Source organism: Pantoea sp. B623 (assembly GCF_024814475.1).
In the GTDB taxonomy this organism is placed as follows: domain Bacteria; phylum Pseudomonadota; class Gammaproteobacteria; order Enterobacterales; family Enterobacteriaceae; genus Pantoea; species Pantoea ananatis.
Window position 1 is genome coordinate 3618993 of the sequence record NZ_JANUXM010000004.1, and the last position, 15024, is coordinate 3634016.

Genomic DNA, 15024 nt, shown 5'->3' on the forward strand with positions numbered 1-15024 from the left:
GAGCCAGCTTAGTGAAGGCGCAATTTTTTTCTTTTCCCAACAGCGCCATAACGTGTAACAACGAGGCCAGAGAACATTATGTCCGAACAGATTGTGACGTCCGCGTCCACCTCGCCTATTTCCGTCTCACCCAAAAGCCAAAAAATCAACCTGCTGGATCTCAACCGTCAGCAAATGCGTGAGTTTTTTGTCTCGCTCGGTGAAAAACCCTTCCGTGCCGATCAGGTGATGAAGTGGATTTACCACTACTGCTGCGATGATTTCGAGCAGATGACCGACATTAACAAGAAGCTGCGTAACCGGTTAATGGAACTCACCGAAATTCGCGCCCCGGAAGTGGCTGAAGAGATGCGCTCAACGGATGGCACCATTAAATGGGCTATTCGCGTCGGCGATCAGCTGGTTGAAACGGTGTATATCCCGGAAGGGGATCGCGCCACCTTATGTGTCTCCTCTCAGGTGGGTTGCGCGCTGGAGTGTAAATTCTGCTCGACGGCGCAGCAGGGCTTTAACCGCAATCTGCGCGTGTCAGAAATTATTGGTCAGGTCTGGCGTGCCGCAAAAATCGTTGGTGCGGCCAAAGTGACCGGTCAGCGTCCTATCACCAACGTGGTGATGATGGGCATGGGTGAGCCGTTGCTCAACCTGAATAATGTGGTTCCGGCCATGGAAATTATGCTGGATGACTTCGGTTTTGGTTTGTCGAAACGCCGTGTCACCCTGTCGACCTCGGGCGTTGTGCCTGCCCTGGACAAGCTGGGCGACATGATCGACGTTGCCTTGGCGATTTCGCTGCATGCGCCAAACGACAAACTGCGTGACGACATCGTACCCATTAACAAGAAATACAATATTGAAACCTTCCTGGCGGCGGTTAAACGCTATATTGGTAAGTCCAATGCGAACCAGGGACGCGTCACGATCGAATACGTGTTGCTGGATCATGTCAACGACAGCACCGATGACGCGCATGAACTGGCGGCATTGCTGAAAGAAACGCCGTGTAAGATCAACCTGATTCCATGGAACCCCTTCCCCGGGGCACCTTATGGTCGCAGCTCGAACAGCCGCATTGACCGCTTCTCCAAGGTGTTAATGGATTACGGCTTTACCACTATCGTGCGTAAAACCCGTGGCGATGATATTGATGCCGCCTGCGGCCAGTTGGCCGGGGAAGTGATTGACCGTACGAAACGCACCCTGCGTAAGAAAATGGCGGGCGAAGCCATATCTGTGAAGGCGCTCTGAAAGGCTGACTAACAGGGTTTTCCATTCCGTCTCTGCGTGGCAGGCTGCTGCCAGCCACAGCGATAACAGGATGGAAAGGCGATGGGCAAAGGGATGTGCACGGCATTACTGGCCGTTTTTGTTGTAAGCGGTTGTGTCCGTTCGCCGACCCAACCGGGGGCAGCGGAGCTTCGTTTGCAACTGGGTATGCACTACCTCGCGGTAGAGGATTATCCTGCTGCGCGCCGTAATCTCTTACGGGCGCAGGCGGCCGCTCCCCAGGATTACCGCGTACCCCTGGCATTGGCCCGGCTGGCTCAGCGGCAGGGGCACACTGCCGCAGCGCATTATCATTTTCAGCACGCGCAGCGAATTGCGCCACATAATGGTTACATCCCTAACAATTACGGTGCGTTTCTTTGCGCTTTAGGGCAGTATGATGAAGCGCATCAACAGTTTATCCGGGCGAAGGGTGCGCAGGAAGGAGACGCCCGTATCGATGCGTATGAACTGTCGGGGTATTGTTATCTGCGGGCAGGAAACAGAGAAGCAGCGCGTGCTGCTTTGTCGTATGCGCTCGATGCGGACCAGAGTAAAGGAGCGTCGCTACTAGCCGAAGCTGAAAGCGCGGTCGAAAATGACCAGTGGGCTAACGTAGCGCTATTATTAGAGCTTTACCAGCCGCTGCCGGAGACGGCACGCAGCCTGGCGTTACACATACGTTTCGCCGCGCAACAGGGAAATGCCGCAGACGTTTCACGTTATGGCGACCAGTTAGCGCGACGTTTTCCGCAATCGATACAGTACCAGCGTTATTTAGCTAATGAATACTGAAGCCACTCAAGAAAATTCTGCAGTTCATTCCACAGGTACACGCCTGCGTCTGGCCCGTGAACAAATGGGACTCACGCAGCAACATGTTGCTGAACGCCTGTGCCTGAAACTTACTACCGTACGTGATATTGAAGAAGACAAATCACCTGCGGATTTAGCCTCTACCTTCCTGCGCGGTTACATCCGTTCTTATGCGCGTCTGGTGCACATTCCTGAAGAGGAACTGCTGCCGATGATGGAAAAGCAGACGCCGGTTCGTGCCGCAAAAATTGAGCCGATGCAAAGCTTCTCCCTGGGCAAACGGCGTAAGAAACGCGACGGCTGGCTGATGATTTTTACCTGGCTGGTGGTCTTTGTCGTGATCGGCCTGACAGGCGCCTGGTGGTGGCAGAACCATAAAGCCTCACAGGATGAGCTGGTGTCGATGGCCGATCAAAACGGCAGTAACAGCGACAGCAGCCAGTCTATCCCCCTGGGACAGACGAACGGCGCATCAACCGATAACAGCACCAGCGTGCCGTTGAGCAATAATGCCGCCAGCACACCGGCGAACGCCGATGAATCCACCGGCACGGCGCCTGCTGAAAACAGTAACAGCAGTAACAGCACTGCCGCGGCTGCCCAGCAGGAAGAGAATAACGCCGTTGTTTCGCCTTCTCAGGCACCGACTTCGACCAGCCCCGCACCGGCCAGCACCAATACGGCGCAGCAGATGCCAGTGGGCGCGGCGGCGGTTAGCGAACCGGCGGCGGATCCGAATGCCGTGGTGATGACCTTTACCGGCGACTGCTGGCTGGAAGTCAGCGATGCAACGGGTAAGAAACTGTTTAGCGGTATCCAGCGCAGCGGTGGCAAGCTGAGCCTGTCTGGCACGGCTCCCTATCGTCTGAAAATTGGCGCGCCATCCGTGGTTCAGGTGCAATATCAGAATAAACCCGTTGATTTAAGTCGCTTTATCCGTAATAACCAGGTTGCTCGCCTGACGTTGGGTGCGCAATAACAGCGTATCGCGTGTACCGGGCAATTGTGGAGAAGAAATATGCATAACCAAGCACCCATTATCCGTCGTAAGTCTAAACGTATTTACGTCGGCCAGGTGCCCATTGGCGACGGTGCGCCAATCGCCGTTCAGTCGATGACCAACACCCGCACGACTGACGTAGCCGCGACGGTCAATCAGATCAAAGCCCTTGAGCGCGTAGGCGTCGATATCGTCCGCGTCTCGGTGCCCACCATGGATGCCGCCGAAGCGTTTAAGCTGATCAAGCAGCAGGTGAACGTCCCCCTGGTGGCAGATATCCACTTTGACTACCGTATCGCGCTAAAAGTCGCGGAGTATGGAGTGGACTGCCTGCGTATCAATCCGGGTAATATCGGTAATAACGAGCGTATTCGTGCGGTGGTTGACTGCGCCCGCGATAACAATATCCCCATTCGTATCGGTGTTAACGCCGGATCGCTGGAAAAAGATCTGCAGGAAAAATACGGTGAGCCTACACCGCAGGCCCTGCTGGAATCGGCGATGCGCCATGTCGATCATCTGGATCGTCTTAACTTCGATCAGTTTAAAGTCAGCGTGAAAGCCTCTGATGTTTTTCTGGCGGTTGAATCCTACCGTCTGTTGGCAAAGCAGATCGAGCAGCCGCTGCATCTTGGTATTACCGAAGCGGGCGGTGCACGTGCCGGTGCGGTGAAGTCGGCGATTGGTCTGGGGCTGTTACTGGCCGAAGGCATTGGCGACACGCTGCGTATTTCTCTGGCAGCCGATCCGGTTGAAGAGGTAAAGGTTGGCTTTGATATCCTGAAGTCGCTGCGCATCCGCTCTCGCGGGATCAACTTCATCGCCTGTCCGACCTGTTCACGTCAGGAGTTTGACGTCATTGGCACGGTAAACGCGCTGGAGCAGCGACTGGAAGACATTATCACGCCGATGGATGTCTCCATCATCGGTTGCGTGGTGAATGGGCCTGGCGAAGCCACCGTTTCTACGCTTGGCGTGACCGGCAGTAATAAGAAAAGCGGCTTCTATGAAGATGGCGTGCGCCAGCGCGAACGTCTGGACAATGACGATATGATCGATCAACTGGAAGCGCGCATTCGTGCCAAAGCGGCCATGCTGGATGAAACCCGTCGTATTGACGTGCAGCAACTGGAAAAATAATCCGTTGCGTGTACGGCGTGCATGACTTTTTTAGCTGAACCTGTGCGGTTTCATCCTCATGAGGTATGATGCCGGACAGGTTTTTTTGCATTAAGAGATTTTAACGTGGCGAAGAATATTCAAGCGATTCGCGGGATGAACGATTTCCTGCCTGCGGATACGGCCATCTGGCAACGGGTTGAAGATGTACTGAAGTCAGTGCTGGCGAGTTATGGTTACAGCGAAATTCGCTTACCCATCGTAGAGCAGACTCCTCTTTTCAAACGCGCAATTGGTGAAGTCACCGATGTGGTTGAAAAAGAGATGTATACCTTTGACGATCGCAATGGCGAAAGCCTGACGCTTCGTCCGGAAGGCACGGCGGGCTGCGTGCGCGCAGGTATCGAACACGGTCTGCTTTATAACCAGGAACAGCGCCTGTGGTACATGGGGCCGATGTTCCGCTACGAGCGTCCTCAGAAAGGGCGTTACCGCCAGTTTCATCAGATAGGCGTTGAAGTCTTTGGTCTGCAGGGGCCGGACATTGATGCCGAACTGATCATGCTGAACGCACGCTGGTGGAAAGCGTTGGGCATCGCCGACCATGTTCGTCTGGAACTGAACTCCATTGGTTCGCCTGAAGCCCGTGCCAACTATCGCGATGCGCTGGTGGCGTTTCTGGAACAGCATAAAGAGGCGCTGGATGAAGACTGTAAGCGCCGTATGTACAGTAACCCGATGCGCGTGCTCGACAGTAAAAATCCTGATATTCAGACGCTGCTGAACGATGCGCCTCAGTTGGGCGATTATCTGGATGTGGAATCCCGCGAGCATTTTGACGGGCTGCGCGCGCTGTTAGACGACGCGGGTATTGCTTACACGGTGAATCAGCGGCTGGTGCGTGGGCTGGATTATTACAACCGCACGGTAATTGAATGGGTTACCGACAGCCTGGGCTCCCAGGGTACCGTTTGCGGTGGCGGTCGTTATGATGGGCTGGTAGAACAGTTGGGTGGCCGTGCCACACCGGGTGTCGGTTTCGCAATGGGAATGGAACGCCTGGTGTTGTTAGTGCAGGCGGTGAATCCGGAATTTGAACCCGCGCGCAATGTCGATGTCTATGTTATCGCTTCAGGTCAGGGCGTTCAGTCAGCGGCGATGCAGCTGGCAGAAAAACTGCGCGATCACCTGCCTGAAATGAAACTGATGACCAACTTTGGCGGCGGTAACTTCAAGAAGCAGTTCGCCCGTGCGGATAAATGGGGCGCCCGCGTTGCCCTGGTGCTGGGCGAAGATGAACAGAAGGCCGGTCAGGTCGTGATTAAAGACCTGCGCAATGGCGAACAGCAAACGCTGGCGCAGGCGGACGCGGCTGCTGCACTGCGCACGCTGTTGCAGTAAGCGTGTCAAAGCACAACCATTGAAAGGAGAAGGATTGCGTGGAAGTTTATAGCAATGAGAACGAACAGGTTGATGCGCTGCGTCGCTTTTTCGCCAACAACGGTAAAGCCTTAGCCGTAGGCGTGGTTATCGGGATTGCTGCACTGGGCGGCTGGCGCTACTGGTCCAGCCATCAGCAGGATTCCGCGAAAACTGTATCGGCAGAATACCAAAAAGTCACCCGTGCGATGCAGGCCGGTAAGCCAGAAACCCTGGAAGCCGTCAACACGTTCGCCAGCGAAAACAGCAATACTTACGGTGCCCTGGCGGCCCTGGATCTGGCTAAGCAGTATGTCGACAGCAATCAGCTGGACAAAGCCGCTACCTTGCTGCAAAACGGATTGAAAGATACTAAAGATGCCAACCTGCAGGCGGTTATCAACCTGCGCCTGGCACGCATTCAACTGCAACAGAATCAGGCTGATGCGGCACTTAAAACCCTTGACAGTGTGAAGGGTGATGGCTGGACAGCCATTGTTGCTGACATCCGCGGCGAAGCGCTGCTCAGCAAGGGCGATAAGCAGGGCGCGCGCGATGCATGGAGCAAAGGCGTAGAATCTGACGCGTCTCCTGCACTGAAGCAAATGATGCAGATGAAGATGAATAACTTAAGCTAAGCCAGTCAAGAGAGAGCGCATGGAATTACGTAAATACCTGCTGCCGGGGCTGATTTCAGTCACCTTGCTCAGCGGTTGCTCGCTGTTCAGCGGCGAAGAAGATGTAGTGAAAATGGCCCCATTGCCGAAGGTGGAAAACCAGTTTACGCCTCAGACGGTATGGAGTACCGGCGTGGGTGATGGTATCGGTGATTTTTACTCCAACCTGCACCCCACCTGGCAAGACGGCACCGTTTATGCTGCTGACCGCTTTGGTATCGTAAAAGCGCTCGACGCGGCCGATGGTAAAGAAAAATGGAAAGTCGATCTCTCTGAGAAAACCGGCTTCTTCTCGAAAAACCGTTCTGCCATGCTGTCCGGCGGCATCACCGTGAGCGGCGATCGCCTCTATATTGGCAGCGAACGCGGGCAGGTCTATGCACTGAACACCAGCGATGGTGCCATTGCCTGGCAGGCGAAAGCGGCGGGTGAAGCCCTGTCGCGCCCTGTGGTCAGCGATGGTCTGGTATTGATTCATACCAGTAACGGCATGTTACAGGGCCTGGATCAGGCCACGGGAGCGGTGAAGTGGACCGTCAACCTGGATATGCCTGCGCTGTCACTGCGCGGAGAATCTGCGCCGTCTGTGGCCTTTGGTGGCGCCATTGTGGGCGGCGATAACGGCCGTGTCAGTGCCGTTATCCTGAACCAAGGCCAGCTGATTTGGCAGCAGCGTATTTCACAGCCCAGCGGCGCAACGGAAATTGATCGCCTGAGCGATGTGGATACCACGCCGGTCATTGTCAACGGCGTGGTCTATGCGCTGGCTTACAATGGCAACCTGACCGCACTGGATTTACGCTCAGGTCAGATTTTATGGAAACGTGAAATCGGCGGCGTTAAAGATCTGATTGTCGATGCGGGTCGCATCTACCTGGTCGATCAGGACGATCGTGTGATTGCGCTGAATGCGGATGGCGGTGTCGCTATCTGGCGTCAAAGCGAGCTGCTGCATCGTAATCTGACTTCACCGGTTCTCTATAACGGCTACCTTGTGGTCGGCGACAGCGAAGGTTACCTGCACTGGATGAACACCACCGATGGTCGTTTTGTTGCCCAGCAAAAGCTGGACAGCTCAGGCTTCCAGACTGAGCCAGTGGTCGCCAGCGACAAACTGCTGATTCAGTCGAAAGACGGTGAAGTTTACGCCATTACTCGCTAACGGGTAAGTTGTCAGGCAGGGTGGTTCCCTGGCACAACGGCTCCTGATTTCATCAGGGGCCGTTTCGTTTTTAGTCAGGCATGGTATCCTTAGCGCCTTAAGCCTGAACTGAGCGGCTAAAGCCGTTATAATCACGCCATTCGGGCGATTTAATACATTATTGAGGCATTGTTATGGTACCTGTGGTCGCGCTGGTTGGGCGTCCCAATGTGGGAAAATCTACGCTATTTAACCGTTTAACCCGCACACGAGATGCGCTGGTAGCGGATTTTCCTGGACTGACTCGCGATCGCAAATATGGTCGCGCCGAAGTGGAAGGGCGCGAATTTATTGTTATCGATACCGGCGGTATTGATGGCACCGAAGACGGTGTTGAAACGCGCATGGCGGAGCAGTCGCTGCTGGCGATCGAAGAAGCCGACGTTGTGCTGTTTATGGTCGACGCTCGCGCAGGCATGATGGCCGCCGATCAGCAAATTGCAAAGCATCTCCGCTCTCGTCAAAAAGCAACGTTTCTGGTGGCGAATAAAACCGACGGACTGGATCCGGATCAGGCGGTGGTGGATTTCTATTCTCTGGGCCTGGGTGAAATTCACGCTATCGCGGCCTCGCACGGTCGTGGCGTAACCAGCCTGCTGGAAACGGCGCTGCTGCCGTGGATGGAAAAGGTCGATCCGGTTGAGGTCACCGAAGAAGATGAAAACGAAGCTTACTGGGCAGCCTTAGCGGCAGAAGAAAACGGTGAGGAAGAGGAAGAAGAGGACGATTTCGATCCCACAACCTTACCGATTAAGCTGGCGATTGTTGGCCGTCCTAACGTAGGTAAGTCTACGTTGACTAACCGCATCCTCGGTGAAGATCGCGTGGTCGTTTACGACATGCCGGGCACCACCCGTGACAGTATCTACATTCCGATGGAACGTGACGGTCGCGAGTATGTGCTGATCGATACGGCGGGCGTACGTAAGCGCGGTAAAATTACGGATACGGTAGAGAAATTCTCAGTCATTAAAACGTTGCAGGCGATCGAAGATGCCAACGTCGTCATGCTGGTGATTGACGCCCGCGCCGGCATTTCCGATCAGGATCTGTCGCTGCTGGGCTTTATTCTCAACAGTGGACGCTCCCTGGTTATCGTCGTGAATAAATGGGATGGCCTGTCGCAGGAAGTGCGTGACGAAGTCAAAGAGACGCTGGATTTCCGCCTGGGCTTTATCGATTTCGCACGCGTGCACTTTATTTCTGCGTTGCACGGCAGCGGCGTAGGCAACCTGTTTGAGTCCGTTACGGAAGCCTACGACTGCTCTACAAAACGTGTCAATACCTCCCTACTGACGCGCATCATGAATATGGCGGCGGAAGACCATCAGCCACCGCTGGTTCGCGGTCGTCGCGTTAAACTGAAATATGCCCATGCGGGCGGTTACAACCCACCGATTGTGGTGATCCACGGTAATCAGGTTAAAGACCTGCCGGATTCCTACAAACGTTATTTGATGAACTATTTCCGCCGTTCACTTAACGTGATGGGAACGCCCATCCGCATTCAGTTTAAAGAGGGTGAAAATCCTTACGAAGGCAAACGCAATCTGCTGACGCCGACGCAACAGCGCAAACGTAAGCGTCTGATGGCGCATATGAAGAAGAATAAGCGTTAATTGATCGAGGGCCAGGTGGCCCTCTTTTTTTTGCCCTAAGATTGCGTTTATTTGCATAGTCGGATGAAAATATGCGCGCAACGTGTGAAAAATGTTATCAACCCCTGGCCCCTGACGAGATCGATCTTATCTGCACCGGGTGCGGTGTTCGTTATCGCTACCAGCCTGTCTGCCCCGACTGCCATCAGCCCCTTGAGCAACTCAAAAGTTGCGGCGCGACCGACTATTTTTGTCATCATAGTCACGGCTTAATTTCCAGACGTCGTCTCACTTACAGGATTTTTCCTGTCTGACGCCTGGCCACTTCAACCTGCAACACATGAAGATCCCAACGCTGCGAACCGTAACGGCGTAAAAATTTGTAGCGAAAATGCTATTGCTTCGTAACAAACCCGTTTAAACCTTCACGGGATAACGTACCAGGTGGTACAATTTTTCCGCGTCATGACGGGGGCGCCCCGTGCGGGCTGTCTCCGGAACACATCATTCATTTCATGAACGCGGGTCCGCTTTAATTGGAATAAAACAACGCTGCTTCTTTTACCTGCAACGTGACCGGCGATGAGCCGGGTCGCGCACAGGGCTGGAGCGGTTTTGTTTATCAGGAGAGTAAGTGTTATGGCTGAAACATCATCTCGATCCGGTAAAGGGTTGAGAATATGGTCCGTGCTGCTCGGGCTGGTGCTACTGGCAACCGGCCTGTTCTTTGCGGTTGGCGGGGGACAACTCGCGACGCTTGGCGGCAGTTGGTATTTTCTGGTTGCAGGCATCGTTACGGTGCTGTCAGCCATTCAGTTTTTCCGTGCGAAATCCTCCGCGGTTGTCCTGTTCCTGCTGGTGTTTGTAGGAACGTTAATCTGGGCCGTCATTGACGCCGGACTGCAATTCTGGCCTCTGGTTTCCCGCCTGATGGTGCCTGCAGGTCTGATGATTCTGGCGTTCATCACCTGGCCTGCGCTGCGCAAGCGCGAAAACAAGCCTTCGCTGGCAAAAGTGTCGTATGCCTTTTCTGCCGTGATTGCCGTAGGCATGGTCGCTACCTTAGTTCAGATGTTTCAGCCCCATCCTACCGTTGCCTCAACCGGTCAGGAACTGCCGCTGATTCCGGTAGATAAGTCAAAGCAACAGCAAAACTGGGATCACTACGGGAATACCGCAGGGGGAAGCCGCTTTGTTGCGCTGGACCAGATTACTCGCGATAACGTGAAAGATCTGCAGGTCGCCTGGACTTATCACACCGGCGATATCCCTGAAAGCCCAACCGGCAATGGCGCTGAAGATCAGCAAACGCCGCTGCAGGTGGGAAATACCGTTTATCTTTGCACCCCGCACAACAACGTGATCGCGGTGGAAGCCGACAGCGGTAAGCAGATTTGGAAGCGTGAGATTAATGCTCAGGCAGAAGTCTGGCCGCGCTGCCGTGGTCTGGCCTATTTTGATGCGACCAAACCGCTTACCCAGCCAACCCAACCGGGTTCTACGCCGGTTCCTGGCGTTACGCTGGCGGCCGGAGACAGCTGCCAGCGCCGTATTCTGATGAATACCATCGATGCGCGCCTGATTGCCATTAATGCTGATAACGGCGAGTTCTGTGAGGACTTTGGTAACCACGGCATCGTGGATCTCAAAAAGGGCCTGGGCGATGCGCCCGATCCGCTTTATCAGCTCACCTCTGCACCCACGATTGCCGGTACCACCGTTGTCGTAGGCGGGCGCGTGGCTGACAACGTTAAAACAGATATGCCTGGCGGCGTGTTACGCGGTTTTGACGTGATCACCGGCCAGATGCGTTGGGCCTTTGACCCGGGCAATACCGATCCGAATGCTATTCTGATGCCGGGCAAGGACTATACGCGGAGTACGCCAAACTCATGGGCGCCGATGTCCTACGATCCGGCCATGAACACCGTGTTTATTCCGATGGGAAGCTCATCGGTTGACCTGTGGGGCGCAAACCGCAACGCACTCGATCATAAATACGGTGCCTCCGTACTGGCACTCGATGCAACAACCGGTAAAGAGAAGTGGGTTTATCAGACCGTGCATAACGATCTGTGGGATTTCGATCTGCCGATGCAGCCGAGCCTGATCGACTTCCCGATGAAAGACGGCAGCACCAAGCCTGCGGTCGTGATCGGCGGCAAAACCGGCATGATCTTTGTGCTGGACCGGATGACCGGCAAGCCACTGACCAAAGTGGAAGAGCTGCCAATGCCGCAGGGACATATCCCTAACGAGCAGTACACTAAAACCCAGCCGCATTCGACCGGTATGCCGATGATTGGTAATCAGACGCTGAAAGAGTCCGATATGTGGGGGGCCACGCCGTTCGATCAGCTTGCCTGCCGTATCGCCTTTAAATCTATGCGCTATGACGGCCTGTTTACCGTGCCGGGCACGGATAAGTCGCTGAGTTTCCCGGGTTCGCTGGGCGGTATGAACTGGGGCAGTATGTCCACCGATCCGAATAACAACCTGTTGTTTGTTAACGACATGCGTTTAGGATTGTGGGTACAGATGATTCCGGTTGATACCAGCAAGGTTTCCCGTGGCAGCAACGGCGGTGAGGCGATCAATACCGGCATGGGCGCCGTTCCACTGAAAGGTACGCCTTATGCGGTGAATAAGAACCGATTTATGTCACCGCTGGGCATTCCTTGCCAGGCTCCCCCGTTCGGTACCTTGTCTGCTATCGATATGAAAACGCAGAAAATCGTCTGGCAGGTTCCGGTGGGTACCGTGCAGGATACCGGTCCGTTCGGGATCAAAATGCGCGCGAAAATGCCAATCGGCATGCCAACGCTGGGCGGCACGCTGGCAACCCAGGGCGGCCTGGTGTTTATCGCCGGTACGCAGGATTACTATCTGCGTGCGTTTGATAGCGCAACGGGTAAAGAAGTGTGGAAAGCGCGTCTGCCCGTTGGCAGTCAGGGCGGCCCGATGAGCTACGTCTCGCCGAAAACCGGCAAGCAGTACATTCTGATCTCAGCAGGCGGCGCGCGTCAGTCACCGGATCGCGGTGACTACGTGATTGCTTATGCGCTGCCAGACAGCAAGTAACAGCAAGCGATAACGGGTAAAATAAAAGGGCCGCTCGCGGCCCTTTTTTTGTGCTTATTTTCCGTCCCGGAAGAGCGACACCAGCTCCGGCGGGGCCGACTGTTCCGGTATCAGGATCACCACCGTACCGGCCTCACGGCGCGTGGCGTACTGGATCTGGATACGAAAATAGCGCTGATCCCCGCATCCTACCTTAGTGGCTTTATCCTCTGACTCGCCCAGCGGCATCGCCTGCTCCAGCACTTTGCAGACGCGCTGTTTCTCTGGCGCAGGAAGTTCACCTAAGGGAAAACGACGCTCGCTGCGTAAGCCGGGGATAAAAGCAAAGCCACCTTCGCGCGTCACCACAATGGTGGCGTCGTCGGTAAGTTCGGGGAGTTGACTCATAATACGCCTACCTCTTTCCACGCCTGTTCAATTTTGCTGCCGACGGAACGATCAAAGCGCTTTTCACCGTGCTGCACGGTCAACTGTGCAAAGGTTTTGAAGTCAGCATCCTGATGCAAATTATCATCACACAAGGTGTCATACCACGCTTGCCCTGCCTGTTCCCAGGCAAAACCACCTAGTGCTTGTGCTGCCAGATAAAAGGCACGGTTAGGAATGCCAGAGTTCAGGTGCACGCCGCCGTTGTCTTCTCGCGTTTTAATATAGTCGTCCATATGGCCCGGTTGCGGATCTTTACCCAACATTGGGTCGTCATAAGCGGTGCCGGGGTGCGACATCGATCGCAAGCCTTTGCCATTGATGCCTTTCGCCAGCAGGCCTTCACCAATGATCCAGTCGGCCTTATCGGCAGTCTGTTTTTTACTGAACTGCTTCACCAGGGAGCCAAAGACATCGGACATGGATTCATTTAGCGCGCCAGCCTGTTCAAAATAGATCAAACCGGCTTCGGTTTCTGTGACACCGTGCGATAACTCATGCGCAACAACATCAATAGCGATAGTAAAACGGTTAAAGATCTCACCATCGCCGTCGCCGAACACCATCTGCTGTCCGTTCCAGAAAGCGTTCTGATATTTTTCACCATAGTGAACGGTTCCCGCTAATTTCAAACCGTTATTGTCCAGAGAATTGCGTTTATATATCTGCCAGAAGAAATCGTGTGTGACGCCAAGATAGTTCCAGGCCTCGTCGGCGGCAACGTCACCATTTGAAGACTGGCCTTCTTTACGCACCAGGGTTCCCGGCAACGTTTCTTTGTTTTTGGCATCATAGATTTCACGCTCAATCTTCCCGGCCTGCGTGGTTTTCGGCGCAGCCGTCTTTTGCCAGTGCTCCGCCATCAGGTGCTGAACGTGGGTGAGGGTACGGCGCGCCTGCTCCTGCTGATGACCGGAACCGTGGGCGATAATCTTACGGAGAATATAGGGAGGGATAACGCTGAAAGCCATTGTAGACTCCTTGGCACGAGGGATGTACCAGGAAGTATAGTTAAGAAATGCTTTTCTTTCGTTTCGGTTTTTCGGGAATAAGCTGCGTGACCTGACTTTCTACCCAACCATCATCGAGACGGGTACGCAGTAAATCGCCTGTGCTCACCTGACGCGTTTTTTTCACCACCTGGCCAGCGTTGTCGGTCGTGACGCTAAATCCACGCGCCAGCGTGGCTAACGGACTGACGCCTTCCAGCTGGGCCGCAAGCTGACCGAAGCGGTTTTTGTCACGGTTAAGCAATTTTTCCATGCTTTGTTGCAGGCGATAGTGCCAGCTTTGTAGGCTTTTTTGCGCCAGATACAGGCGCTGCTGTGGCTGCTGCTGCGCCAGGCGCTGTGACAGGCGGTCCTGCTGGCGAGTGGCATTGCGAAGCCGCTGTTCCATCGCCTCGCCCAACCGCTGCTGCAGGCGAAACAGTGCGGTTTGCTGGCGAGCCAGACGCAGTTGAGGATGCTGCTGCTGCAGGCGATGATCCAGGCGACTGAATACCCGCTGCTGGCGCGCCAGATAATAATCCATTGCCATCTCCAGCCGCTGTTGCTGTGACTGCAGCTGGCGCAGGAGTTCAAGTTGATTACGGCTGACAATCTCTGCCGCAGCGGAAGGCGTTGGCGCGCGCAGGTCAGCAACAAAATCGGCAATGGTGACGTCGGTTTCATGGCCAACCGCGCTGACCACGGGAATGCGACTGGCAAAAATCGCACGCGCAACGCGCTCGTCATTAAAACTCCACAGATCTTCCAGCGAACCGCCGCCGCGACCCACGATCAGCACGTCGCACTCGGCACGCTGGTTCGCAAGCTCAATGGCGCGCACGATAGCGGCAGGCGCATCTACGCCCTGAACGGCAGTGGGATAAATCACAACGGGCAGTGAGGGATCGCGACGATGCAGCACGCGCAGAACATCGTGCAGGGCTGCACCCGTCGCAGAGGTGACCACGCCAACCTGCTTAGCCGGCTGTGGTAAGGGCTTCTTGTGTTCGGGTTCGAACAAGCCTTCCTGCGCCAGCCTGGCTTTAAGTTGCTCAAACTGCTGCTGCAGCAGGCCTTCACCGGCGGGATGCATACTTTCAATAATCAGCTGATAATCGCCGCGCGGTTCATAGAGTGTGATATTTGCGCGAACCAGGACCTGCTGGCCATGCTGGGGACGGAACGTCACACGACGATTACCGTTACGGAACATGGCGCAGCGGACCTGGGCGCCATCATCTTTCAGGGTAAAGTACCAGTGGCCAGAAGCGGGCTGGGTGAAATTGGAGATCTCGGCGCTGAGCCAAACCAGGCCCATCTCATTCTCCAGCAGCTGACGCACTGTCGTATTGAGACGGCTGACGGTAAAAATATTGGCGTTTGGCGGCAGCGACATGTGACGAAGATCAAATTCCAAATCAGTAGGTTAATC

13 protein-coding genes are annotated in these 15024 nt (G+C 54.8%); 10 read left to right on the plus strand and 3 right to left on the minus strand.

Annotation, left to right across the window (positions count from 1 at the left end; genetic code table 11):
* Positions 1-78: 78 nt before the first annotated feature.
* The 10 genes from NXS97_RS18825 (at position 79) to NXS97_RS18870 (ending at position 12177) form a co-directional block, all read left to right on the plus strand.
* Entirely contained in the window at positions 79-1248 is a 1170-nt protein-coding gene (locus tag NXS97_RS18825; protein ID WP_013026737.1) for a bifunctional tRNA (adenosine(37)-C2)-methyltransferase TrmG/ribosomal RNA large subunit methyltransferase RlmN, read from the plus strand.
* An 81-nt stretch (positions 1249-1329) separates the two neighbouring features.
* The gene (pilW, locus tag NXS97_RS18830) at positions 1330-2061 is read left to right on the plus strand and encodes a type IV pilus biogenesis/stability protein PilW (RefSeq protein ID WP_015699740.1); all 732 of its coding nucleotides are present in this window, start codon (positions 1330-1332) and stop codon (positions 2059-2061) included.
* Positions 2051-3061, plus strand: a complete 1011-nt coding sequence (rodZ, locus tag NXS97_RS18835; RefSeq protein WP_014605274.1) for a cytoskeleton protein RodZ — start codon at positions 2051-2053, stop codon at positions 3059-3061. The genes pilW and rodZ overlap by 11 nt, the downstream gene beginning before the upstream one ends.
* A gap of 39 nt (positions 3062-3100) precedes the next feature.
* Positions 3101-4222, plus strand: coding sequence for a flavodoxin-dependent (E)-4-hydroxy-3-methylbut-2-enyl-diphosphate synthase (gene ispG / locus NXS97_RS18840; RefSeq protein WP_014594315.1), 1122 nt, complete (start codon positions 3101-3103; stop codon positions 4220-4222).
* Between the two features lie 105 nt (positions 4223-4327).
* The gene (gene hisS / locus NXS97_RS18845; protein WP_013026733.1) at positions 4328-5602 is read left to right on the plus strand and encodes a histidine--tRNA ligase; all 1275 of its coding nucleotides are present in this window, start codon (positions 4328-4330) and stop codon (positions 5600-5602) included.
* 38 nt (positions 5603-5640) lie between these two features.
* Complete coding sequence (locus NXS97_RS18850) at positions 5641-6258, plus strand: YfgM family protein (RefSeq protein ID WP_014594313.1); 618 nt, start codon at positions 5641-5643, stop codon at positions 6256-6258.
* A 19-nt stretch (positions 6259-6277) separates the two neighbouring features.
* Positions 6278-7459, plus strand: coding sequence for an outer membrane protein assembly factor BamB (gene bamB / locus NXS97_RS18855; protein ID WP_013026731.1), 1182 nt, complete (start codon positions 6278-6280; stop codon positions 7457-7459).
* Between the two features lie 173 nt (positions 7460-7632).
* Positions 7633-9117: a ribosome biogenesis GTPase Der gene (der, locus tag NXS97_RS18860; RefSeq protein ID WP_013026730.1), complete on the plus strand. Its 1485-nt coding sequence runs from the start codon at positions 7633-7635 to the stop codon at positions 9115-9117.
* Between the two features lie 71 nt (positions 9118-9188).
* Positions 9189-9410, plus strand: coding sequence for a zinc ribbon domain-containing protein (locus NXS97_RS18865; RefSeq protein ID WP_014605275.1), 222 nt, complete (start codon positions 9189-9191; stop codon positions 9408-9410).
* 325 nt (positions 9411-9735) lie between these two features.
* Complete coding sequence (locus tag NXS97_RS18870; protein WP_028715463.1) at positions 9736-12177, plus strand: glucose/quinate/shikimate family membrane-bound PQQ-dependent dehydrogenase; 2442 nt, start codon at positions 9736-9738, stop codon at positions 12175-12177.
* Positions 12178-12231: 54 nt separating this feature from the next.
* Here NXS97_RS18870 and NXS97_RS18875 read toward each other — a convergent pair whose 3' ends face one another.
* From NXS97_RS18875 to xseA, 3 genes are read right to left on the minus strand one after another with little or no spacing between them, the layout of a single operon-like run.
* Positions 12232-12564 carry a protealysin inhibitor emfourin gene (locus NXS97_RS18875; RefSeq protein ID WP_015699744.1) on the minus strand — a complete coding sequence of 111 codons (333 nt, stop codon included), beginning with the start codon at positions 12562-12564 and terminating at the stop codon, positions 12232-12234.
* Positions 12561-13574 (minus strand): M4 family metallopeptidase, encoded by a 1014-nt coding sequence (locus NXS97_RS18880; protein WP_013026727.1) that lies wholly within the window; start codon positions 13572-13574, stop codon positions 12561-12563. The genes NXS97_RS18875 and NXS97_RS18880 overlap by 4 nt, the downstream gene beginning before the upstream one ends.
* A 40-nt stretch (positions 13575-13614) precedes the next feature.
* The gene (gene xseA, locus NXS97_RS18885) at positions 13615-14988 is read right to left on the minus strand and encodes an exodeoxyribonuclease VII large subunit (protein ID WP_116197373.1); all 1374 of its coding nucleotides are present in this window, start codon (positions 14986-14988) and stop codon (positions 13615-13617) included.
* Positions 14989-15024 lie beyond the last annotated feature (36 nt).

Bases quoted from the DNA above. Each gene is read 5' to 3' on its own strand.
- NXS97_RS18880 (WP_013026727.1), bottom strand. From the start codon at position 13,574: ATGGCTTTCAGCGTTATCCCTCCCTATATTCTCCGTAAGATTATCGCC.
- ispG (WP_014594315.1), top strand. From the start codon at position 3,101: ATGCATAACCAAGCACCCATTATCCGTCGTAAGTCTAAACGTATTTAC.
- rodZ (WP_014605274.1), top strand. From the start codon at position 2,051: ATGAATACTGAAGCCACTCAAGAAAATTCTGCAGTTCATTCCACAGGT.
- der (WP_013026730.1), top strand. From the start codon at position 7,633: ATGGTACCTGTGGTCGCGCTGGTTGGGCGTCCCAATGTGGGAAAATCT.
- NXS97_RS18865 (WP_014605275.1), top strand. From the start codon at position 9,189: ATGCGCGCAACGTGTGAAAAATGTTATCAACCCCTGGCCCCTGACGAG.
- xseA (WP_116197373.1), bottom strand. From the start codon at position 14,988: ATGTCGCTGCCGCCAAACGCCAATATTTTTACCGTCAGCCGTCTCAAT.
- NXS97_RS18870 (WP_028715463.1), top strand. From the start codon at position 9,736: ATGGCTGAAACATCATCTCGATCCGGTAAAGGGTTGAGAATATGGTCC.
- NXS97_RS18875 (WP_015699744.1), bottom strand. From the start codon at position 12,564: ATGAGTCAACTCCCCGAACTTACCGACGACGCCACCATTGTGGTGACG.
- bamB (WP_013026731.1), top strand. From the start codon at position 6,278: ATGGAATTACGTAAATACCTGCTGCCGGGGCTGATTTCAGTCACCTTG.
- NXS97_RS18825 (WP_013026737.1), top strand. From the start codon at position 79: ATGTCCGAACAGATTGTGACGTCCGCGTCCACCTCGCCTATTTCCGTC.
- pilW (WP_015699740.1), top strand. From the start codon at position 1,330: ATGGGCAAAGGGATGTGCACGGCATTACTGGCCGTTTTTGTTGTAAGC.